At 38.7% G+C, this 20,703-nt stretch carries 19 protein-coding genes; 10 read left to right on the plus strand and 9 right to left on the minus strand.

The genetic code is table 11. The features are described 5' to 3' along the window. Positions 1-18: 18 nt before the first annotated feature. The gene (locus RSX31_RS03445; protein WP_148993657.1) at positions 19-1,086 is read right to left on the minus strand and encodes a glycosyltransferase family 4 protein; all 1,068 of its coding nucleotides are present in this window, start codon (positions 1,084-1,086) and stop codon (positions 19-21) included. Between the two features lie 264 nt (positions 1,087-1,350). Here RSX31_RS03445 and RSX31_RS03450 point away from each other — a divergent pair, with 264 nt between their 5' ends. The 6 genes from RSX31_RS03450 to RSX31_RS03475 all read left to right on the plus strand — a co-directional run bounded on the left by RSX31_RS03450 (position 1,351) and on the right by RSX31_RS03475 (position 7,641). Beyond that, the gene (locus tag RSX31_RS03450; RefSeq protein WP_315633305.1) at positions 1,351-2,310 is read left to right on the plus strand and encodes a hypothetical protein; all 960 of its coding nucleotides are present in this window, start codon (positions 1,351-1,353) and stop codon (positions 2,308-2,310) included. 234 nt (positions 2,311-2,544) lie between these two features. Continuing rightward, on the plus strand, positions 2,545-3,765 hold the full coding sequence (locus RSX31_RS03455; RefSeq protein WP_315633306.1) for a glycosyltransferase family 4 protein: 1,221 nt from the start codon (positions 2,545-2,547) through the stop codon (positions 3,763-3,765). A 103-nt stretch (positions 3,766-3,868) separates the two neighbouring features. After that, complete coding sequence (wecB, locus tag RSX31_RS03460) at positions 3,869-4,963, plus strand: non-hydrolyzing UDP-N-acetylglucosamine 2-epimerase (RefSeq protein WP_148993660.1); 1,095 nt, start codon at positions 3,869-3,871, stop codon at positions 4,961-4,963. Further along, positions 4,953-5,945 carry a polysaccharide biosynthesis protein gene (locus tag RSX31_RS03465; protein WP_148969282.1) on the plus strand — a complete coding sequence of 331 codons (993 nt, stop codon included), beginning with the start codon at positions 4,953-4,955 and terminating at the stop codon, positions 5,943-5,945. The genes wecB and RSX31_RS03465 overlap by 11 nt, the downstream gene beginning before the upstream one ends. After that, a complete protein-coding gene (locus RSX31_RS03470) occupies positions 5,942-6,763 on the plus strand; it encodes a dTDP-4-dehydrorhamnose reductase family protein (protein WP_148969281.1) in 822 nt (273 codons plus the stop codon). The genes RSX31_RS03465 and RSX31_RS03470 overlap by 4 nt, the downstream gene beginning before the upstream one ends. Further along, positions 6,760-7,641, plus strand: a complete 882-nt coding sequence (locus RSX31_RS03475) for an NAD-dependent epimerase/dehydratase family protein (RefSeq protein ID WP_148993662.1) — start codon at positions 6,760-6,762, stop codon at positions 7,639-7,641. Before RSX31_RS03470 ends, RSX31_RS03475 begins: the two co-directional genes overlap by 4 nt. A 54-nt stretch (positions 7,642-7,695) precedes the next feature. Here the strand turns inward: RSX31_RS03475 and RSX31_RS03480 are convergent, their stop codons facing one another. The 5 genes from RSX31_RS03480 to sat form a co-directional block, all read right to left on the minus strand. Further along, positions 7,696-8,577, minus strand: coding sequence for a glycosyltransferase family 2 protein (locus RSX31_RS03480; protein ID WP_315633310.1), 882 nt, complete (start codon positions 8,575-8,577; stop codon positions 7,696-7,698). A 102-nt stretch (positions 8,578-8,679) separates the two neighbouring features. Continuing rightward, complete coding sequence (gene cysQ, locus RSX31_RS03485; RefSeq protein ID WP_315633530.1) at positions 8,680-9,447, minus strand: 3'(2'),5'-bisphosphate nucleotidase CysQ; 768 nt, start codon at positions 9,445-9,447, stop codon at positions 8,680-8,682. Positions 9,448-9,487: 40 nt separating this feature from the next. After that, positions 9,488-10,084, minus strand: coding sequence for an adenylyl-sulfate kinase (gene cysC / locus RSX31_RS03490; protein ID WP_148993664.1), 597 nt, complete (start codon positions 10,082-10,084; stop codon positions 9,488-9,490). 25 nt (positions 10,085-10,109) lie between these two features. Next, positions 10,110-11,867, minus strand: coding sequence for an SLC13 family permease (locus tag RSX31_RS03495; protein ID WP_148993665.1), 1,758 nt, complete (start codon positions 11,865-11,867; stop codon positions 10,110-10,112). Between the two features lie 30 nt (positions 11,868-11,897). Then, positions 11,898-13,046, minus strand: coding sequence for a sulfate adenylyltransferase (sat, locus tag RSX31_RS03500; RefSeq protein WP_315633311.1), 1,149 nt, complete (start codon positions 13,044-13,046; stop codon positions 11,898-11,900). Positions 13,047-13,425: 379 nt separating this feature from the next. On the opposite strand from sat, the gene RSX31_RS03505 reads away from it, so the two are divergent. Beyond that, entirely contained in the window at positions 13,426-14,631 is a 1,206-nt protein-coding gene (locus RSX31_RS03505; RefSeq protein ID WP_148993667.1) for a hypothetical protein, read from the plus strand. 52 nt (positions 14,632-14,683) lie between these two features. On the opposite strand, the gene RSX31_RS03510 is transcribed toward RSX31_RS03505, so the two are convergent. Continuing rightward, on the minus strand, positions 14,684-15,934 hold the full coding sequence (locus RSX31_RS03510) for a coiled-coil domain-containing protein (protein ID WP_315633314.1): 1,251 nt from the start codon (positions 15,932-15,934) through the stop codon (positions 14,684-14,686). Between the two features lie 234 nt (positions 15,935-16,168). Between RSX31_RS03510 and miaB the strand changes: the two genes are divergently transcribed. Next, positions 16,169-17,734, plus strand: a complete 1,566-nt coding sequence (miaB, locus tag RSX31_RS03515) for a tRNA (N6-isopentenyl adenosine(37)-C2)-methylthiotransferase MiaB (RefSeq protein WP_148993669.1) — start codon at positions 16,169-16,171, stop codon at positions 17,732-17,734. A gap of 1 nt (position 17,735) precedes the next feature. Further along, positions 17,736-18,167, plus strand: a complete 432-nt coding sequence (locus RSX31_RS03520; protein ID WP_148969272.1) for a RicAFT regulatory complex protein RicA family protein — start codon at positions 17,736-17,738, stop codon at positions 18,165-18,167. On the opposite strand, the gene RSX31_RS03525 is transcribed toward RSX31_RS03520, so the two are convergent. Beyond that, positions 18,144-18,410 carry a hypothetical protein gene (locus RSX31_RS03525; protein ID WP_148993670.1) on the minus strand — a complete coding sequence of 89 codons (267 nt, stop codon included), beginning with the start codon at positions 18,408-18,410 and terminating at the stop codon, positions 18,144-18,146. The genes RSX31_RS03520 and RSX31_RS03525 overlap by 24 nt on opposite strands. Before the next feature lie 212 nt (positions 18,411-18,622). Between RSX31_RS03525 and RSX31_RS03530 the strand changes: the two genes are divergently transcribed. Beyond that, on the plus strand, positions 18,623-19,159 hold the full coding sequence (locus tag RSX31_RS03530; protein WP_148969270.1) for an outer spore coat protein CotE: 537 nt from the start codon (positions 18,623-18,625) through the stop codon (positions 19,157-19,159). 444 nt (positions 19,160-19,603) lie between these two features. On the opposite strand, the gene RSX31_RS03535 is transcribed toward RSX31_RS03530, so the two are convergent. Then, positions 19,604-20,593 (minus strand): YeiH family protein, encoded by a 990-nt coding sequence (locus tag RSX31_RS03535; RefSeq protein ID WP_315633318.1) that lies wholly within the window; start codon positions 20,591-20,593, stop codon positions 19,604-19,606. Positions 20,594-20,703: the final 110 nt, after the last annotated feature.

Raw genomic sequence — 20,703 nt, forward strand, 5'->3', positions numbered from 1 at the left:
CCTTTAATCCAAAGGAATCTATAAACCTATGGACTTTAGCATTTGTGTGAAGTTTTTACAGTACTGTGCATGACTGAACTGAGATTTTAAGTGAAGCAGCGCATTTTCGATGATGTAATTTCGGAGTTTGGAATTGTGCATGAGTTCTTCCGCTTGTTGAACGGCATGCTGAATGTTTCCGATTTGATAATACTTACCTGATTGGTTATGCAATATCGAACTCCTCACTCCATCTGAGTCTGTTGTAAGAACGGGACACCTGCAGCTCATAGCTTCTAACAAAGAATAGGGAGCCCCCTCGACTTTTGAGGTTGAGCATAGAAACCCTCCGGAATCGCCGATTCTCGAGAAGTAACCAGGCATTTGATTATTGGGTACATTTTGTAATACATGTACATATTTATCCAGGTTCAATCTGTTTTTCAATTGGATAAAATCATTTCTCTCCTTTGGGGTCGACAGGCTTGGGTCCTCAAACATGTATAATTCAACCATTTTATTCGTTTTAATTAATTGATGACCAATGTGTAAAAATTCACGCCAATTTTTGTTGTCCTCTAATCTACCAATCCAGGCAACAATGGGCCTATCTTTCTTCGGAAGCTTTTGGTAGGTGAAGGCATTATGATCAAAGCAATTATTAAACTCAAAGATAGGAGTTGATTTGAAGAACTCTCTGAAAATCACCCCTATATGAGGGGTTTTGGGATACAGTAGTGCATGACAATACTTCTGTACATACGGAATTGCATTTTGTAATTGTGACCGTGCCACACTTTGAGGTCCAAGCCCTTGGATCTCTAGAATGATTTTCCCTTTAAATCCTAAGTTACTGAATCTTTCCATAGCTGCAAAATCGGAAGTGATCACCATAGCATCATACTTTCCCTTTAGCAAAATGTTTCTGATCTCCTGATCATCATTCGTAATGAAAACATTTGATTTCTCATGATTCAATAAGTTTCTCCGTTTACTGTAGTATAAAAAATCACACCGGATCCCCGCTTGTTTTAGGGCGATGGATCGTTGCCTGTTTAACGTTTCTACCCCTCCACTAGGGACATAAAAAACGAATAGTATTTTCATTTGATATCCTCCAATCATTTAATACGAACCAATAAACAATCCTATTATTCTTATATGTAAGTTATCCCTGTTTGTAGAGGGCTAAGTGGCTAATATTTTGAAGAATGACTTAATTTACTTAATTTTTATGTCAAAAGATACAAGCAGTACATAGAATATCGGGAGAAGTTATTCGGAATGCTTTGAACTATTTGTAGTTGTTAGAATCGGAGCATGCTATCCGGTTAAAGTAGAATATTTTTTAAATCTAATGAGGTGATAGGGTTGAAAGATTTATACCTTGTAGGGGCAGAACAAAAGTCACAGGTGATGAAGGATTGGGAACAGTTTAATAAAGCGGTAGTTTTAAAGTTGGATGGGAAGACCAAAGAAGCAGAAAGAGTCATTGAATATATTTCTCCGCAGGAGGTCTGTCCTGCACATGAAGCTTCCATTTCATTTACGGCAGCTTCACTAAAAGGTGATAGGCTGTTTGCATGTACCCAAACAGAAATCCTAGTCTACAATGCCTTTACTCATAAGCTCAAAGACTATTATAGTTTACCATTATTCAATGATGTTCATCATGTGAAACCAAGGGGAAACGGAAACCTTTTGGTCGTTAACACAGGATTGGATATGGTGGTAGAAATAAATCCTGCAGGTAGGATCGTAAATCTGTGGAATGTAATGGGCGAAGGGCCATGGAGCCGATTCGACCCAAATATCGATTACCGGAAGGTTCCTACTACAAAACCGCACTTGTCACATCCCAATTTTGTCTTTGAACTGAATGATGAAATTTGGGTGACCAGGTGCCTTCAAAAGGACGCCATTTGTTTAACCGACAGAACGAAGAGAATAAACATTGGTCGTCAGCTAATACATGATGGTGTCGTCTATAATGGGAAAATCTACTTTACACAAGTTGACGGAAGGATAGTCATCGTGAACGCGACAACACTTAAAATCGAGAGAGTAGTGAACCTTGTAGAAATCAGCAAACACCAAGAGAAAATCGGTTGGTGCAGGGGGATTAAACCTATATCAGAAGAGTTAGTGTTGGTGGGATTTTCCAGAATTCGTCCATCAAGTAAAAAAGGAAAAGACGGTTCAACTAAATATGTTGGTGATTTTGGTGTCATGCCAACAAGACTATCTTGTTTCAATATTAAATCGAACATGCTGGTTTGGGAAAAAAATCTTGAGGAGTATAACTTCAATGTAATTTATTCAATTCATTGAAATGATGCTTATTCGTTAATCAACAAGCAAGACCGTATTACATCATTTTTTAAAAAATGGAGTGAAATACATGTTACCAAGAAAAAATTACCTTAGGCATGTGTATGGAAAACGTGGATCAGTCGGTACTAGTCCCGGGCATAGAACCCACAATTCTTTGAATTACAAGAAGCTCACCATACCAGATACACGATTAAAATCCATTCTAGAACAATTTCCAAAGGATTGATGTTGATGAATATATTAATTGCGACAGTGTTTCCTCTACCAGGGGGAGGCATCTGGTCTTTTGTCTCTAACTTGTCGGCTTACCTTGTCGGGCAAGGCCATAATGTAGATATTTTATGTACAAGGGATAATAACTCAAAAGTGGTTATGTTGGGTACTGAGACAGTGTTTGATCTAAGCCAGTACCGATCCTATGTCGAGAAGAAATTAATGAGATCTGTCCCCCATTTGGCGAGAAATCCCTGGGTATACCATGCGGAATTAAATCGGTATATATTTGAGCAAGGGGTTACCAATCTCGATATGACTAAGTACGATATCATTCATGCACAGGATGTCATTTCAGCAGTGGCATTAAGCCGGGTTAAGCCCACGGGGGTTCCGCTGATTACCAGTGGACATGGTTTTTTAACTGGTGCCATATTCCATCAATATAAATCCTTGAATACTAGTACAATGGATCAAGCTATATGGAACTCATTCATAATCCAGTATTATGCCCGACTAGAACAAGTAGGATATGAATCCAGTGATTTCATTCATACTTCAAGTCAATGGATGAGAGGAATCATCGAAAAAGAATTCAAAATCGATACATTCAAAATTCATACCTATAAATATGGTGTAGAGCTTTCTCATTTTAAAATTGACACCCCTATCCAGCGTCAGCCTGCGAAAAAAATCATATTAGTCAATAGTCGCCTGGTCTATTTAAAAGGACTGCACAATTTAATAGAAGCTCTCTCATTCTTGAGGTATAGGGATAAGTGGGAATGTTGGATTTTGGGTGAAGGGGAACTTGAAAAAAGCTTAAAAGAAAGCTGCCGAAAACTGGGGATCGAGAAAAATGTATTATTCTGGGGAAATACTTCAAAAGTGAAAGAAATATTATACCAATCCGACATGCTTGTTCTCCCGAGCCTGCAAGAAAACCAGCCTTTTGCCGTAATAGAAGCACAGTTACTCGGTGTTCCTACAATTGTCAGCAATGCAGGGGGACTCCCGGAGATGGTTGAAAATAACAAGAATGGTTTCATTATAGAAAAAGGGAATAACAGGCAGTTGTCGGAGAAGATAGAATACCTCTTGAATAATCCAGCAATACGCGACCAAATGAGTAAATATGCTTCCCAAAAGGGGAGAGAATTGTGGGATGTAAATATATTAGGACGGAATATTGTCCAGCTATACTCTAAAGCCATTCAAAAGAAAAAAAGGTTATGGTAATTTTGGTGGGGCATACGCCTTTTTTGAAAATAGAGAGAGTAGTCTAGGACATGGCCCCCTTATAAACATAAATATATAAGAGGAAGAAAAAGGAGAGGTGATCATGAAGATTGTAACGGTTTTGGGAACACGCCCTGAAATCATCCGGTTGAGTGTAATCATGAAGAAGTTGGATCTGCTGGCGGATGACCATATTATTGTCCATTCAGGGCAGAACTTTACCCACTCCCTAAATGGGATCTTCTTTAAAGAACTGGGATTAAGAGAGCCGGATTATGTGCTTTCAGGTAAACAACAATCACTTGGAGAACAACTTTCATCATTATTTAAAGAGCTGGAGAAAATCTTACTGAAAGAAAAACCGGACAAGGTACTGGTGTTGGGGGATACAAATAGCGGTTTAAGCGCAATTCTCGCAGAAAGAATGATGATCCCTGTGGTTCATATGGAAGCCGGAAATCGTTGTTTTGACTTGAATGTACCTGAAGAAAAAAACCGGAAAATTATAGATGCAGTATCTTCCTATAATCTCGTATACACACCATACAGCAAGACCAATTTACTCAATGAAGGTATGACATCCAGCAAAATCATCATTACAGGAAACCCGATCTTCGAAGTTCTAAACCAATATGATGTACAGATTGAAGGTAGCGAGATCCTTCAAGAGTTAGCATTGGAGAAAAAAGATTACTTCCTGGCGACTATCCACCGTGCAGAGAATGTAGATAACCCGGCACATTTATCTACTATCGTGAATGCACTTAACCAGCTGGCCGACACTTATAAAAAGAGGATTATCCTCAGTACTCATCCTAGAACTCGATCGAAACTACATTCATCCCCACATTTACAATTACATCCATTAATCGAGCTTCACGAACCATTCGGATTTTTTGACTTCATAAAACTTGAGAAAAACGCATTTTGTGTGTTAACGGACAGCGGAACAGTTCAAGAGGAATGCTGTATATTTCATATTCCGACTGTAACGGTCAGAAAGACAACTGAGCGGCCGGAAACGGTGGATTGCGGCAGTAATTTCATTTCGGGGTTAAAGGAAACGGCCATTTTAAATGGGGTGAAGGTAATGTGCTCAAAACCATCAAAGTGGGTTTGTCCAGCCGAGTACCTTGATACAAATGTTTCCGATAAAGTGATTAATATTCTACTAGGGGGTTCAGACATTGTTTACTAATAAAACAATTCTTGTAACGGGTGGTACTGGATCATGGGGAAATGAACTGGTATCTCAACTGCTTGAAAAAGATCCAAGGGAGATTCGTATCTTTTCCAGAAATGAAACGAGCCAGGTATTAATGAAACAAAAATTTGAGAATCATCCTAAGTTGACGTTCATTATTGGGGATGTAAGAGACAAAGAAGCGGTTTCAGAAGCCACTCGAATGGTCGATTATATCTTTCACCTGGCTGCTCTTAAGCATGTTCCTGTATGTGAATTCCAGCCTTTGGAAGCATTGAAAACAAATGTAATGGGCACACAGAATATAATAGATGCAGCGATTGAAAATAATGTTGAAAAGGTCATCAATATCTCCACTGATAAAGCCGCGAATCCTTCCAATTTCTATGGATTTACAAAAGCGATGGGAGAGAAATTGATCATTAATGCAAATGTATTAACGGATAAAACTAAGTTTGTCTGTGTTCGCGGAGGAAATGTATTAGGGACAAATGGAAGTGTCATACATGTATTCAAACATGGAATCAAGACCAAATCCAAAATTGGTATTACAGATAAAAAAATGACCCGTTTTTTTCTTACAATCAAGGATGCTATTAAACTTCTTTTCAAAGCAACATTTGAAAGTCATGGAGGAGAAATCTTTGTTATGAAGATGCCAACGTGTAAAATCATCGATCTTGCTCAAGTATTAATTGATCAGTACTCACCAGACAAGGAAGTGATTATTGAGGAATCGGGAATACGTCCAGGAGAGAAACTCCACGAGCTTCTTTTAACGGAATTTGAAAGTCATAATACGATTGTGTATGATAACGAGTATTTTGTCATACTGCCAACCATACCTATCAAGGGGTTAATGGAATATTACGAGGACTTCCCCCAAGTAGATTTAGATACGTATTCTTCCAGTGACAATATCATTGATTATGATCAGATCAAAACAATGCTGAAAGATGGGGGTTTTCTAGAATGAATATCCTCGTTTTGGGGGGACACGGAATGGCAGGTCATGTCATCGTAGAATATTTACGACGTTGTGGTCATCACGTTTTATATACGGTTAGAAAAGAAGATAATAAAGGTATTTTATTAGATGTAAGGGATCTTGAAAATGTAAGAAAGGTTGTATTGGAGCATAAGGTTGAAATCGTCATCAACGCCACAGGACTTCTTAACGACTACGCCGAAACTCATGTGAAGGAAGCCATCCGAGTGAACAGTCTACTACCTCACTCATTGATGGACATGGTAAATGAATACGGAGGTAAGCTGGTCCACATAAGCACAGACTGTGTTTTTTCCGGAGACAAAGGACAGTATACTGAAAACGACCGAAAAGATGGTTGGAACGTTTATTCCCAATCAAAATCACTTGGCGAAATCGAAACTCCGCCTCATCTGACCGTCCGTACTTCCATCATAGGCCCTGAATTAAAAGAGGACGGTATAGGTCTCCTCCATTGGTTCCTACAACAGAGCGGAAGTATAAAAGGATATAAAAATGTCTTCTGGAATGGTGTTACGACCCTTGAATTGGCAAAAGCCATTCAAGCATTGATAGTGGAGAATATTTCAGGGATATATCATTTGAGTGTCGATGAGAAGATATCCAAATTTGAGCTCCTGCTTTTATTCAAGGAAATTTTCGAGCACGATGATGTAGATATTTTCCCTGTAGAGGAACCAAAGCATGATAAGACTCTGGTTCATACAAGAACGGATTACAAGTTTCCGGTGAAGGGTTACAGGGAGATGTTGAATGAACTTCGAGATTGGATGAAAGAAAAATGAGTAAAGTCTTCATTACCGGTGCATCTGGTTTTACAGGGAGACATGCATGTGAGTATTATCTTAATAAAGGGTATGAGGTCTATGGAGCAGTTCGGCACCATCAACAGCCCCGGAAACAGGTTCAACAGGTGAAATGTGATTTGCTGAATGCAGAGGCTTTGAGTGATATACTTAAATCTATTCAACCGCGATTTATCCTTCACCTTGCTGCTCAGAATCATAGTGGTCGCTCATGGGAAGATCCGATCTCCACCATGAATACAAATGTAATAGGAACGATGAATCTTCTTGAAGCAGTAAAAAAAGCTGTTCCCCAATCCACTATTCTCATCGTTGGCTCTGTTATCGAGTATAATCCATGTCAATCACGATATCCCAATCATCCATATGGCTTATCAAAATATATGCAAATTCTCGTATCATCCAGCTGGTCAACGTTCTATGATCTCGACGTACGAATAGCAAAGCCTTCCAATTTGATAGGTCCAGGTAATTCAAATGGCATTTGCTCTCTACTTGCCCAAAAATGTTTACATTACCGGAAAGATAAATCGAAAACCTTTCATTTTCATAACATCCTTGATCATAGAGATTTTTTAGATGTAAGGGACGCCATTGTAGCCTACGATTTAATTCTGCATAAAGGAAAAAAAAATCATAGCTATACTATAGCCAGAGGTGAAACATTCACTTTTTTAAAGATTGCAAAAATGTTGAAGGAGCTATCACATAGTGATCTTCCATTATTCACCGAACATTTTCACCACACACCTGAAATTCATTTTGAAAATTCCTCGCTTCGTCAATTATTTTGGAAACCCACCTTATCACTGCAAGAAAGTTTGAATGATATCCTCGAGTACTTCGAAGACCATTAAGCGGGCATCTCATTGCGACGGGAACTTTATGTCGTAATGAGATATTGGTGTTCACTAAAAGAAAATGTTGAACTTCTTGAACAAATCTTCGATGTCGATTTTTCTTCTGCCTACATATTGAGCCCTTTTAAGTAGTACACCGTCTGTGATCACTTTTTTTTCAATGACAGCAGGCGAACCATGTATAACAAGAGTTTTCGCTTTTTTTATCCTTTTATTATCGAAATGAAGGTAAGCCATTCTTAATAAGTTATAGTAAATTCCTTCATAATTAACGTTGTAAGGATGAATGGTTCTAAATAAGTGAAGAACAGTTACCTGTGGATCGCAGTGACAGCGATATCCAAAAAGCCATAGTTTGAGTGATATTTCAACATCTTCATGTCCCCACGTTGAAAACCCTGTTTCGAACCCGCCTATATCGTTAAACACCTTCTGTGATATTATGATACAAGCTCCCGGTAATACGGCTGTTTCAAACAATGAACTCCGTTTTTGATGCCACTTTATTTTGAGTGCAGGAGTTAAGGATTGGCCATATCCCTTGATGGATGGATCATCAAGAGATCCTATAGCAGGGCATACAGCGTCGCTTGTCCCTTTGACGATATGATAAACTAAACGGTCAATCCAGAAATTCTCGAACGTCATATGAGCATCACAAAATGCTAAATATGGATATTTAGCTCTTGAAGCCCCCAAGTTTCTGGCATTTGCCGGACCTAATGCATTTGCACGGACATACGTCACTTTATGCCGGTGTAAGTAATTTTCCAAAAAGTTGCAGCATTTATCTGTGGAACCATCATCCACTATAATTGCTTCAATCTCAATATTCGTTTTAATTGTAAACAATGAATCCAAGGTCATTTTCACATTCTTACCTTCATTACGAACTGGAAAAATGATTGATACTTTTGGAGGCTCTTTTCCCATAGTATCGCCCCTTTGCTCTGATATAGTTTACGGTAGTGTATGGGGAAAAAGGATTTTTCGTGAATATAGAAAAGGCTGCTTTTTTTAGCAGCCGGAATATTATTAAGATATGGAACAGATGAAAGAGGGGTTAATGAGGATTTCCTTGTTGTAGACAAGAGGTTTGCCAGTTTCATATTCAAGCACTTGCCCGTTTGCTTCTTCTACAATTATTTGCCCTGCAGCTGTGTCCCATTCCATTGTAGGTGCTAGTCGGGGATAATATTGGGCACTGCCTTCTGCAATCATACAGAACTTCAAGGAACTTCCAATAGAAGCAAACTCAATTTCCCCTTCCTGTCCTTGTAAAAGGTCAACATAGTCCAGAGTCGCTTTGGACAGATGGGACTTGGATATGAGCACCTTTTTTCCAAAAGAGGATGAAGAATTGATCAATGTCGATTTTCTATCTCCGGAAGTACCTCCACACATTATCTTGAAAGCGCCTTTATTTTTTTCAGCGAAATACAGAATATCGAGAGCAGGGGCGTATATTACTCCCATTACAGGACGGCTTTCTTTGATGAGAGCGATATTTACGGTGAATTCATCATTCTTTTTGATAAACTCCTTCGTTCCGTCCAGAGGGTCAATCAACCAAAATGTAGACCAGTTCTTTCTCTCTTCAAAGGGGATCGTGTCGCCTTCTTCACTTAGTATGGGGATATCTGCCGACAACTTACATAGTTCAGATTTTATATATTCATGGGACAGCTGGTCTGCAAGAGTTAACGGTGATAAATCTGCTTTTTGATAAATGTTATACGTATCATTATATACTTCCAAAATTCTCATTCCCGCCTGTATCGCTATTTCAATTATGTCCTTCATCAAACCGCATTCACCTCCTTATGAAAAAATCCCTTAATTTCTAAATCAATTTATTGTTCTTTAAATACTGGACGATTTGCTCGACGGATTTTTCAATGGACTGGCCTTCTGTGTCAACCATTATTTCAGGCGATTCAGGAATTTCGTATGGTGAATCAATACCTGTAAACCCTTTGATTTCACCCTTATCCACTTTTTCATAAAGACCTTTAGGATCCCTATTTATACAGGTCTGAACGTTTGCATGAACATAAATCTCAATGAATTCTTGTTGTTGAAAGAGAGATCTAACGAATGCTCTATCCTCTTTAAAGGGGGAAATGAATGCAGCTAATGTTAATACCCCTGCATCGACAAATAATTTAGATACTTCTCCGACTCTTCTTATGTTTTCTTTGCGATCTTCTTTTGAAAATGATAAGTCTTGATTTAATCCATGTCGAATATTATCGCCATCAAGTCGGTAAGTGTGGATCCCATGTTCGTGCAATACTTTTTCAACCTCGACTGCAATGGTGGACTTCCCAGAGCCAGACAATCCTGTAAACCAAAGCAGTGCACTTTTATGTCCATGTAACTTGTGACGATTTGCTTTCACTACTTTTCCTTCATGCCATTTAATATTCTTTTCCATCATTTTTATCTCCTTTCGTTTCAAAAATTCATAGCCAAAAGAAATATATCAGCACTGCAGTGGTCAGCATCGTAATAATATTCAGTGGTATTCCCGCCTTAAGGAAATCCTTAAACTGATATCCACCAGGACCATATACAATCAGGTTTGTTTGATAACCGATTGGAGTTGCGAAACTAGCAGAAGCAGCAATGGTCACAGTGACTGCCAAGGCAATCGGATCTAAATCCATTGACCTTGAAACTTCCAGAATAATAGGAAACATCATGACTGCAGCAGCACTGTTAGTCATCATTTCAGTAAATATATTGGTTAAAAGGTAGATTGCGAGGATAACGGCAAAAACTCCAAGAGGTCTGGTAGCCTCCATTAATATAGTAGCAATATAAGCGGCAACACCTGAATTTATCAAGGCATACCCAATACCAAACGAACAGGAAACCAGTAACAATACATTCCATTGGATTGAATTTTTAACCTCTTGTGCAGATACAATTTTTAATAAAAATAATAGTAAGGCAGTACATGCCATACCTGTCAACATGGATAGAAAGCTTAATGTCACCAATAGAATCATTGTACCTAGTAATGCGATGGAGAACCATCCTTGCTTTGATTGTTTGTGGGTGCTGATTTTATTATCAATTGGTGTTGCGTAATAAAAGTCATTTGTATGCACTTTTTTATGAAAATCAGGTCCAGTAACGAGTAACAAGATATCTCCAGGTTTTAAAACAACATCTCCAATTTTGGCTTTTATGCGCTGATTTTGTCTATGGACAGCGAGGACGGCCGCATTGTGTCTACTTCTGAAATTCGTATCTTTGATTTTTTTAAATAATAAGGTTGAATGATGTGAAACCACAGCCTCCACCAATTGTTTGAAGGGGAAATATGAACCGTTATTACTTTGTAATTCAAGCCCCTTATTGAACTGAAGCTCCGTGATGGTCGTAATGTCCCCTATGAAAATTAAACGATCATTTTCTTTAAGGACGGTTGTATTTGTAACAGGGGTAATGATTTCGTCATCACGAATGATACTGACAAGAAATAGTCCTTTTAGACTCCTTAATCTGGCCTGTTCAACAGTTTTGTTGATATATGGGAATTCTTCAAGTACCAGGATTTCACCCGTAAACTCCCTCAAGGAATCCAGGTTAGTAATGGGACTGCTATGACGGTTTGGCAACAGGTATGAACTGAAAAATACAAGGTAACATAAACCAACGAGGGTTATTGGAACCCCAATCTTACTAAGTTCGAAAAACGTGAAGCCCCTAAGGTTATGATCAAGAAGTAAACCATGGACGACAAGATTTGTCGATGTTCCAATGAGTGTAATAGTACCGCCAAGAATTGTCGCATAAGATAGTGGGATCAGGAATTTCGAAGGGGAAAGATGATGATCTTCACACCACTTCTTAACAAGAGGGGTGAAGGCAATGACAATGGGAGTATTGTTAAGAAAAGCTGATAGGAAAGAGATTGGGAAGAGAATCTTTGCAAGTATGTGTTTTCTTGAAGTTGAATGATTCAGCAACATCTGAAAAACGCGATCGACAATTCCGCTGTTTTGAATACTACCAGCTATTATAAACAATAAACCGATGGTCAGCATCCCTTCATTAGAAAAGCCCCTTGTAGCTTCCTGAGGCGTAATGACACCTGTTAATACGAATAGGAGAAGAGTTGCGGGTAGAACGATTTCGGGCCGTTCCAATTCAAAGACCAGGCATGAGAGCATAACAATCATTCCAAATATTACAATATAAAATTCTAACATGATGTCGTCTCCTTGTGGTATACCTTGATCCTATGAATCACGGCTCATTTCATTAATTAGTACTTCAATCACTTCTGGTCTCGAAAATTCCTCAGGTGGCATGATTCCATCTTTTAACATTTTACGTACTTTGGTTCCGCTCAAATGAATGTGGAGTTCTTCATCATGAGGGCACGTTTTTGTAGTCGCCATCGTAGCGCACTTAATACAATAAAATGCATGTTCAAATTTTAATATCTCTATTCCTATCTCCTCTTTTGTAAATTCGGAGAAGATTTCCTGAGCATCAAATGTTCCATAATAATTCCCAACTCCAGCATGATCTCTTCCCACAATGAAATGCGAACAGCCGAAATTTTTCCGTACTAAACTATGGAATACAGCCTCACGAGGCCCTGCATATCTCATCGCTGCAGGAAAAGTAGACAATAGGACCCGATCTTTAGGATAGTATTCATCGAGTAGTATTTTATAGCTTTTCATTCGAATCTCCGCAGGGATATCGTCTTGCTTTGTATCTCCCACTAATGGGTGAATTAATAATCCATCGACATTTTCCAAGGCTGTTTTTTGAAGGTATTCATGGGCACGGTGTATGGGATTCCTTGTTTGGAATGCGACGATGGTATTCCAACCTAATTCTGTATATCTTTCCCTCAATTGTTTTGGTGTTAGGAAATCCCTTGTAAAACAATCAGGGAATTGAAGCAGCTTAACGGGTCCAGCTACATACACATCCTCTTTTGTAAAGGTTTTCTGAACACCGGGGTGAAGTTTGTCCAATGTTTTAAATACGAAAAGTGCTTCTGCTTCTTTACTGTATTCATACATTTCTTGTATATCCATCATACCGTAGGCCACTCCATCTTCTCCTTTAAGAAAAACGGTATCACCAATTGAAAGACTCTCCTTTAATTGTTTAGAAATAGGGAGAGTAATAGGTAGACTCCAAACCATTCCATTTGCCAAACGCATATCTTTCAGAACATTCAGATAGTCTTTTTGGTTCATGAATCCCTGTAAGGGGCTGAAGGCACCTGTGGCAATCAGAACTAAATCGGAAAGCCCCCATGAATCTAACGTGATGGATGGAAGGGAAGAAATTCGGGTTAATAGTTCATCACGTACTTTCCCTTTTACTACCTGGTCAATGAGTTTACCGCCATGAGGGGTAATCATAATAAATTCTCCTTTCATAAAACATCATTTTTATTACCTGATCATCACCATCCATATGATGAAGTGTAGATCGACACCTGACTCTTACTAGTTTATGTTAAAAATAATGAGAGGAGAGGGCTGTGGAATAAAACAAACATCAGCCCACCCCTTATAACGAAAGCGCCTTCACCAGTACTGCTATACGTAAAGCGAAACATTAAATATGAGGATGTCGTCAAATAGTTTTTGGGTGACATACTCTGAAAATGGAGGAGTATGAACCCATACTCGAGGGAATCGATTTCGGTGTTTGCTACTTGCGAAAGAACTAAATCATATTTCATTCTTAGTATTCATAAGATACATAGACAACTTCAATAGGGTGGTGAGCATTTACATGAAATTAAAAATCAATAATCATGATTGGGGATCAATTCCAGACTATTCCTTATCAGCCATCCAGTTTTTTTGTGCGGAGAATAATTATCATTTCAATTGGAACAAAGAAGAACAAATGGTGGAAGTGAATAGTTCTTTACACGGAAAAAAAGTATGGCTATCAGTGAACACACCGAATGAAAACATAAATCATGAGATACATGAAAAGGTGAAAGAAGTATTAACTCATTATGGAGTGGATATTTCAATAATGGAAAATACTGAATGGCTCAGTGAGGGGGACCTGTTTTTTGAACTAGTGACGAGTAAACCAAAGGGCGATAAACGGTTTGTTTCATTTGGATATAACGAAAAACTGAATTCCATCAATGTGAAAAAAAGTCTCTCGGTCTATAAGGATGAGGTGCATTTCAATGGGTACTATTTATTGCAAGAGCGACACTCAATTCCCCATCTTAGATGTTCCATACAGTGTAAAGATGAAGAATTCTTACTTAATGAAGCTCCTGCAATTTTAACGACTTGTGCACTGAAAATACTACTTGGGAATCAAAAACCCACCTTACTCGATTTGAATGTGATGCACTTATTAAAAACGACAGGTAAGCTTGTTGAGGACTCGGGAATAAATAAGGATGAGGTAAAGAAGCCAAATAGGCATACCGAGATTGATGATAAAGAATATGAAGAAATCAAAAAGCAAAAAGCGAATCGGAAAACTCGGGAAGCCCAGGTGAAAAAGCCATCTGCTGAAATATATTTTGATTATAATTTATTACCCAATCGAAAACTGGAACGATATTCTATCAAAGCAGATTTTTTCATAAAGAATACAGGAAACGTAGACTTATTGAATCCAAAAATCTGCTTTCGAATGAATCCTCCAGATAAAATTGAAATTGGTGGACAGATCCTGCCCCCTGAAATGAGTGAGATTTTTTCCATTCAAGGCCAAAACGGTGCACAAGGATGGAGGTATATGGGGGAAGATTGGCTCGAAAAGGCATTCGCAACTGGGGATTATTGGATTGAATCTATACAGGAATCAGTTATTCCGCCGGGGGAAACAATTGCGGTGGAGGGGTTACAATTTACGTTAGAAAATCTCGAAGAACAGGAAACTTCTACTATTTTGGGGTTTGTGTTATTTGAAGAACAAGAGCTCCAGCTCAGTTCAAACAACAAAATCATGATTACCTTTTAACCATAAAAAGTTGCCAAGGGATCTTCCTAGGCAACTTTCTTTATTACTGACGTCATTCACTTGTACTGTCGTCGTTTTGAGTGACCATTTTATCGGCTATTGGTTTCTGACGAGGTTTAATAATATGGGTTTGACTTCGTTTTTGATTTTCAACCATTCGTTTCAGCTCAAATAAATTGTGGGTCATTCTTGAATTTTGGTCACGGATGGAATCCACTTCCTCAATAAACTCTATAAATCGCTGCTCGACTTCTTCAAATTTCTCCATTAGTACTTCATTTTGATGGATAAAGTTGAGTTCTTGCTCCTGCTCAACCGCTTCAATCCGTTCATCCTGTTGTTTTGACCGTTGATCAATATCGGCAAATTGGGTGGAAAACCACCACTCATTCTCTTCAAATTGCTTTTGATATTCGCTGATAAATGTTTTAATATATTCCATTTTTTGCTTTTCTGCTTCAACTAACTGATCCTTTGCGAACTGCAAAGAATCAAGTGCATGTTTCCTCTCAGACATTAGCTTTTCTAGCTCTTCTGTTTTAGAAATAAGGCTATAGAACATTTCTTTCTTCGTTTCTTCGGAATGAGCTAATGCAGCATTTAAATCCGAAATATGCTGTTGTTGACTAAGGACCTTCGTATTTAAAGATTGATTTCGTTGCAGTAATGTTTGCTTTTCTTTAAGTAAAGTTTCGTTTTCAGTGGATGACTTAGTATGACTTTCTTCCAGCTTGGATAAGGAAAGTGAGAGGGTATTGAGTTCATTTTCGGATTGAAGGAGTTTTTTTTCTAGTTCATTTATGGTTATAGATTTGTCTTGAAGCAGATTTTCCTTTTCGTGAAGCTGTTGAAGGAGTGAATCTCTTTCTTTATCCAGCCTGGACATGGAAAGGTCCAGGTTTTTCCGCTCCACTTCAGTTTGAACGAGCTTTTGCTCTAATTCATGAATTTTTTCAGTCTTCTCTATAAGGATATTCTCCTTTATGTGTTGTTGATGGTGAAGGTCATTTACTTGATTCTCAAGCTTTTCTTTCCATTCTTTAAATCTATTTCGATCCTTTATAAGTTCTTCTTCAGAAACCCGGTTTATTTCTAACTCCTCATTTAGATGCTCTAATTGGTGAAGGTTAGAAATGAAAAGTTCTTTATAATGCTGAACTTCAGCATACAGATGGCTTTCTTGTAATCTTTCAATGGTTTGGTTTAGTTCATCTATTTTAGAAAGGAAGTATAATTTTTCTTGGTTTTCAATGTGATACATAGGTGTCTTTATTTCATTCTTCGCTATTTTAATCTCCTCCATGGGTATTTGTCTTACTTTACGTTATGCACCATTTACAAGGGGAGTTACATGGATGAAAGCCCATTTATACTGGTAAGCGGGAAGTTTCGAACAATTTTCAACACTTAAGCGCCTCTATTGTATGTATCCTCGAAAACCTTTATACTATTATAATGTGCAAGAATGTATATCTTCTTAGATGATTTATAATAGAAGATAAGCGGTTTGGTTATAGAGGCAGAAAGGGGATTTTTCATGAACGAAGAACAAAGAAAACATGGACAACAATCAAAGTCTGTTACTCCATCGGACCAAAAATCCGAAAAGGATTACAGTAAATACTTTGAAAGTGTCTATATCCCACCATCGTTAAAAGATGCCAAAAAGCGTGGGAAGGAAGAAATTAAATATCATAATGACTTTACGATTGATGATCAATATAGAGGTTTAGGGGAAGGCAAGAAATTCTATATTCGTACGTACGGTTGTCAAATGAATGAACATGACACAGAAGTGATGGCAGGGATTTTCATGGCATTAGGCTATGAAGCGACGAATTCGACTGATGATGCAGACGTTATCCTTTTAAATACATGTGCTATTCGTGAAAATGCCGAGAATAAGGTATTTGGTGAATTAGGTCACCTGAAGCATTTGAAGCGGGAAAAACCCGAGCTTTTGATCGGTGTATGCGGGTGCATGTCCCAGGAAGAATCCGTTGTGAATAAAATTCTGAAAACATACCAGCAAGTGGATATGATTTTTGGAACCCATAACATTCATCGTCTTCCTAAAATCTTGTCCGATGCCTATATGTCCAAAGCCATGGTCGTGGAAGTTTGGTCTAAAGAGGGGGACGTCATCGAGAACCTTCCTAAGGTACGCCGTGGGAACATTAAAGCTTGGGTGAACATCATGTACGGGTGTGACAAATTCTGTACGTACTGTATCGTTCCATACACACGCGGTAAGGAACGGAGCCGTCGTCCTGAAGAAATCATCCAGGAGGTACGAAACCTTGCCGCCCAGGGGTATCAAGAAATCACACTTCTTGGACAGAACGTGAATGCCTATGGTAAAGATATCGAGGATCTTGAATATGGCCTAGGAGATTTAATGGACGATCTTCGAAAAGTGGATATTCCGCGTATTCGATTTACGACAAGTCATCCGAGGGATTTCGATGATCATTTAATTGAAGTCCTTGCGAAAAAAGGGAATCTGGTTGAGCATATTCACTTACCGGTTCAATCCGGATCGACAGATGTCCTGAAGATCATGGCCCGTAAGTATTCACGTGAGCAATTCCTGGAATTAGTAAGGAAAATTAAAACAGCGATGCCGGACGTTGCTCTTACAACTGACATCATCGTCGGATATCCGAATGAAACCGACGAGCAATTCGAAGAAACTCTTTCTTTATATCGGGAAGTTGGCTTTGAATCGGCCTTTACGTACATCTATTCTCCTAGGGAAGGTACTCCTGCGGCGAAAATGAATGACAATGTACCGATGGAAGTCAAGAAGGAACGGCTTCAACGGTTAAATGCAGTTGTGAAGGAATACTCTGCTGAAGCGATGAAGAACTATAAAGGACAGATCGTCGAGGTACTGGTGGATGGAGAGAGTAAGAAAAACCCTGACATCCTTGCCGGCTATACCCGACGCAGTAAGCTTGTCAACTTCAAGGCTCCTAAAACAGCCATTGGAAAAATTGTAAAGGTTAAGATCACAAATGCTAAATCGTGGTCACTGGATGGGGAAATGGTCGAAAATGGCCAGATTGGATCAGAATTTCAAGAACCGGTAGAGGTGAATTAATATGGCAAAGTACACAAAAGACGATATTATGAAGCGGGCAGAAGAGCTTGCAACGATGATTGCTGAAACAGAAGAAGTGGATTTCTTTAAACGCGCTGAAGCTCAGATTCACGAAAATCAAAAAGTGCGTGAAATGATCGCAAGTATTAAGAGCTTACAAAAACAAGCGGTTAACTTCCAGCACTATGGTAAGACAGAAGCGCTAAAAATGGTTGAAGAAAAGATTGAAAACCTGGAAAAGGAAATCGATGCCATTCCAGTCGTACAACAATTTAAAGAGTCTCAAACGGACGTGAATGATTTACTGCAAATTGTTGCTTCCGTCATTTCTAATAATGTGACGGATCACATCATTGAAACAACAGGCGGAGATTTACTCCGTGGTGAAACCGGATCACAAGTGAAAAACTCAACGCCTGGAAGCTGTTCTTAATAGAAGAAAGGTGTAAATAGGTGCATCGTGAAAATAAAAACGATCTCTGCTTAAAGGAATATCCCTTTCATGCGGAGATCGTTTTTTGTGTTTTGTTTGACCTTTTGCTATTGTTTCCTTCTTCGTTTTAGTTGTGCGCTCCACTATCGAAAAATCTGGTAGGACACTTCGGAGCTTCGTCACATCCCGGCCCGTATTTCTAAGGATATGATCCCTCTTTCGTCTTGCTTTGCTTTTTGACATGAATACATCCTCCTATCAAATTGTCACTTCATTGCTGATTCTTAGTTTATCATTTTTCTATGGTGGCGGGTAGTGCATTCCGGAACATTCAATGGGTATTCGCATACAATACATTATCTCGCAACAATCCCATTATGTAATTAAATTTTCTCGCACAAACACCTAGATAGTCGCATAAGATGAATTGAAAATGAATGAGGAGGTTCGCTCGAATGGCAGAATATAGAGAGATTATTACTAAAGCGGTCGTAGCGAAGGGACGTAAATTCACACAGTCTCATCATACGATTAGCCCGCCGCATAATCCATCGAGCATTTTAGGCTGCTGGATCATTAATCACAAGTATGAAGCACACAAAGTAGGCAAGAAGGTTGAAATTCACGGTTCATACGATATCAACGTATGGTACTCCCACAGTGACAACACAAAGACATCTGTTGTAACGGAGAGAGTACAGTATACTGATTGCATTAAGCTGAAATACCGTGATCCTGATTGCTTAGATGATATTGAAGTATGTGCTCGCGTACTGCAACAGCCGAATTGCTGCGAAGCGGTTATTTCACCAAACGGTAACAAAATCATTGTTCACGTGGAACGTGAATTCCTAGTGGAAGTTATAGGAGAAACGAAAGTATGTGTCCTTGTAAATCCTGAAGGTTGTGACGATGAAGACTGGGATTGTGACTTAGATGATGAAGAATTTGAAGAGTTAGATCCAGACTTCTTAGAAGGAGACGAAGAATAGCATTTACTAGGAAGACGGCCTCTTCCTAGTTTTTTCTTCTCCAGAGTTTAAAGGAATTTATCGCATAAGGGATGGTAAACAGTACAGGGGGCATCTCTCTAGATGCTCTTTTTTTCGTCGTGAAAGAGGCTGGGACAAAAGTGTTTTAGTGCAAGTGAAAACCCGTACAAATCTGCATTTTAGTGGGCAGATTTGTTCGGGTTTATAATTTATTTTTGAATCATTTGATTTTAGCTGTTTCTAGCGGTTGATTGGAGTGCAAGACGAAGACTCCTGCGGGAAAAGTAGCTTATGTGAGACCCCGCAGGCTTGCCGAGGAGGCTCACGGGCTACCCGAGGAAAGCGTAGTCTTGCACGGAAATCATTAGCGGTATTGAGAACCTAAACTTCTATTGTTCGTTTTGATATCGTAGTTTTTTAGTTTTGTCCCAGCCTCTATTTAGCCTATAGAATAAGGAATAAACTGATGAGTGCACATGTAATAGAAGCAATTAAGCCAGTGAGGAGGGGTTTATATCCTAACTGAGTAATGTCTTTTATTCTCACTTGAAGACCTACTGCTGCCATTACCATGATGATCATAAATTTTGAAGAAACCTTAAGGTAAGATTCGATCATTTCAGGAATGAAACCAAATGTATGAAGTACAGAGACGGCTAAAAATAAAAAAACAAACCAGGGGAATGCACTACTGTATTGAGATTTACATTCATTTCTCTTTCTTAATAAAAATGGTAAACAAAACATCACAGGAATCAAGAACAATGTTCGGGCAAGCTTCACCGTCGTTGCCACCTCTCCTGCTTCATCCCCATATGAATAACCAACGGCGATTGCTGACGATGTATCATGTACGGCTGTACCTGCCCAAATGCCAAACGAGAGATCAGACATGTGAAGGAGATGACCAATGATTGGATACATAATAAAAGCAATTAAATTAAAGAAAACAATCGTCGATAAAGCATAGGCTGTTTCATTTTCTTTCGCCCCAACGATTCCCTTCACAGCCGAAATAGCCGTAGCCCCGCAAATACTGGTGCCGATTCCTATTAACAAGCTTAACCGTTTGTCTATACGAAGCCATTTACCCACGAAATATGTCAAGCTAATGCCGATGGAAACCGATAAAAATATCACCCATAAACCTTTTTGCCCAATAAGAAGGATATCATACAGGCTTAAACCGACACCGAGAAATACGATGGCCACTTTCAACAGTGTTTTCAAGGTGAATTGTATACCTGGTACGAATGATGAAGGAAGTTTGGTTGTGTTTTTAAGAATGACTCCGATAATAATCGCAAATAACAAACTGCCTATCAGAGGGAAAAGTGAACCTAATCCTTTGGACAATAAAGTGATTAATATAATGATGATCATGCCCCAAGCTTCTTTAGGAAGAAAGGAACCTTTTTGTATGTCATGCTGCAATGTCCTATAGCTCCTTTGTGAAAAATCAACTATTCCTCAGTATAGTACAACCTATAATAGACGTGAACTCTAAAACACTATTCATTTTATTGTATGTTAAAATAGAAAAG

The sequence above is a fragment of the Rossellomorea yichunensis genome (assembly GCF_032337515.1).
GTDB lineage: Bacteria > Bacillota > Bacilli > Bacillales > Bacillaceae_B > Rossellomorea > Rossellomorea yichunensis.

Excerpts from the sequence above, each read along its gene's own strand:
- RSX31_RS03445 (WP_148993657.1), bottom strand. The coding sequence starts at position 1,086 with ATGAAAATACTATTCGTTTTTTATGTCCCTAGTGGAGGGGTAGAAACG.
- RSX31_RS03455 (WP_315633306.1), top strand. The coding sequence starts at position 2,545 with ATGAATATATTAATTGCGACAGTGTTTCCTCTACCAGGGGGAGGCATC.
- wecB (WP_148993660.1), top strand. The coding sequence starts at position 3,869 with ATGAAGATTGTAACGGTTTTGGGAACACGCCCTGAAATCATCCGGTTG.
- RSX31_RS03470 (WP_148969281.1), top strand. The coding sequence starts at position 5,942 with ATGAATATCCTCGTTTTGGGGGGACACGGAATGGCAGGTCATGTCATC.
- RSX31_RS03475 (WP_148993662.1), top strand. The coding sequence starts at position 6,760 with ATGAGTAAAGTCTTCATTACCGGTGCATCTGGTTTTACAGGGAGACAT.
- RSX31_RS03480 (WP_315633310.1), bottom strand. The coding sequence starts at position 8,577 with ATGGGAAAAGAGCCTCCAAAAGTATCAATCATTTTTCCAGTTCGTAAT.
- cysQ (WP_315633530.1), bottom strand. The coding sequence starts at position 9,447 with ATGAAGGACATAATTGAAATAGCGATACAGGCGGGAATGAGAATTTTG.
- cysC (WP_148993664.1), bottom strand. The coding sequence starts at position 10,084 with ATGATGGAAAAGAATATTAAATGGCATGAAGGAAAAGTAGTGAAAGCA.
- RSX31_RS03495 (WP_148993665.1), bottom strand. The coding sequence starts at position 11,867 with ATGTTAGAATTTTATATTGTAATATTTGGAATGATTGTTATGCTCTCA.
- sat (WP_315633311.1), bottom strand. The coding sequence starts at position 13,046 with ATGATTACCCCTCATGGCGGTAAACTCATTGACCAGGTAGTAAAAGGG.
- RSX31_RS03505 (WP_148993667.1), top strand. The coding sequence starts at position 13,426 with ATGAAATTAAAAATCAATAATCATGATTGGGGATCAATTCCAGACTAT.
- RSX31_RS03510 (WP_315633314.1), bottom strand. The coding sequence starts at position 15,934 with ATGGAGGAGATTAAAATAGCGAAGAATGAAATAAAGACACCTATGTAT.
- miaB (WP_148993669.1), top strand. The coding sequence starts at position 16,169 with ATGAACGAAGAACAAAGAAAACATGGACAACAATCAAAGTCTGTTACT.
- RSX31_RS03520 (WP_148969272.1), top strand. The coding sequence starts at position 17,736 with ATGGCAAAGTACACAAAAGACGATATTATGAAGCGGGCAGAAGAGCTT.
- RSX31_RS03525 (WP_148993670.1), bottom strand. The coding sequence starts at position 18,410 with ATGTCAAAAAGCAAAGCAAGACGAAAGAGGGATCATATCCTTAGAAAT.
- RSX31_RS03530 (WP_148969270.1), top strand. The coding sequence starts at position 18,623 with ATGGCAGAATATAGAGAGATTATTACTAAAGCGGTCGTAGCGAAGGGA.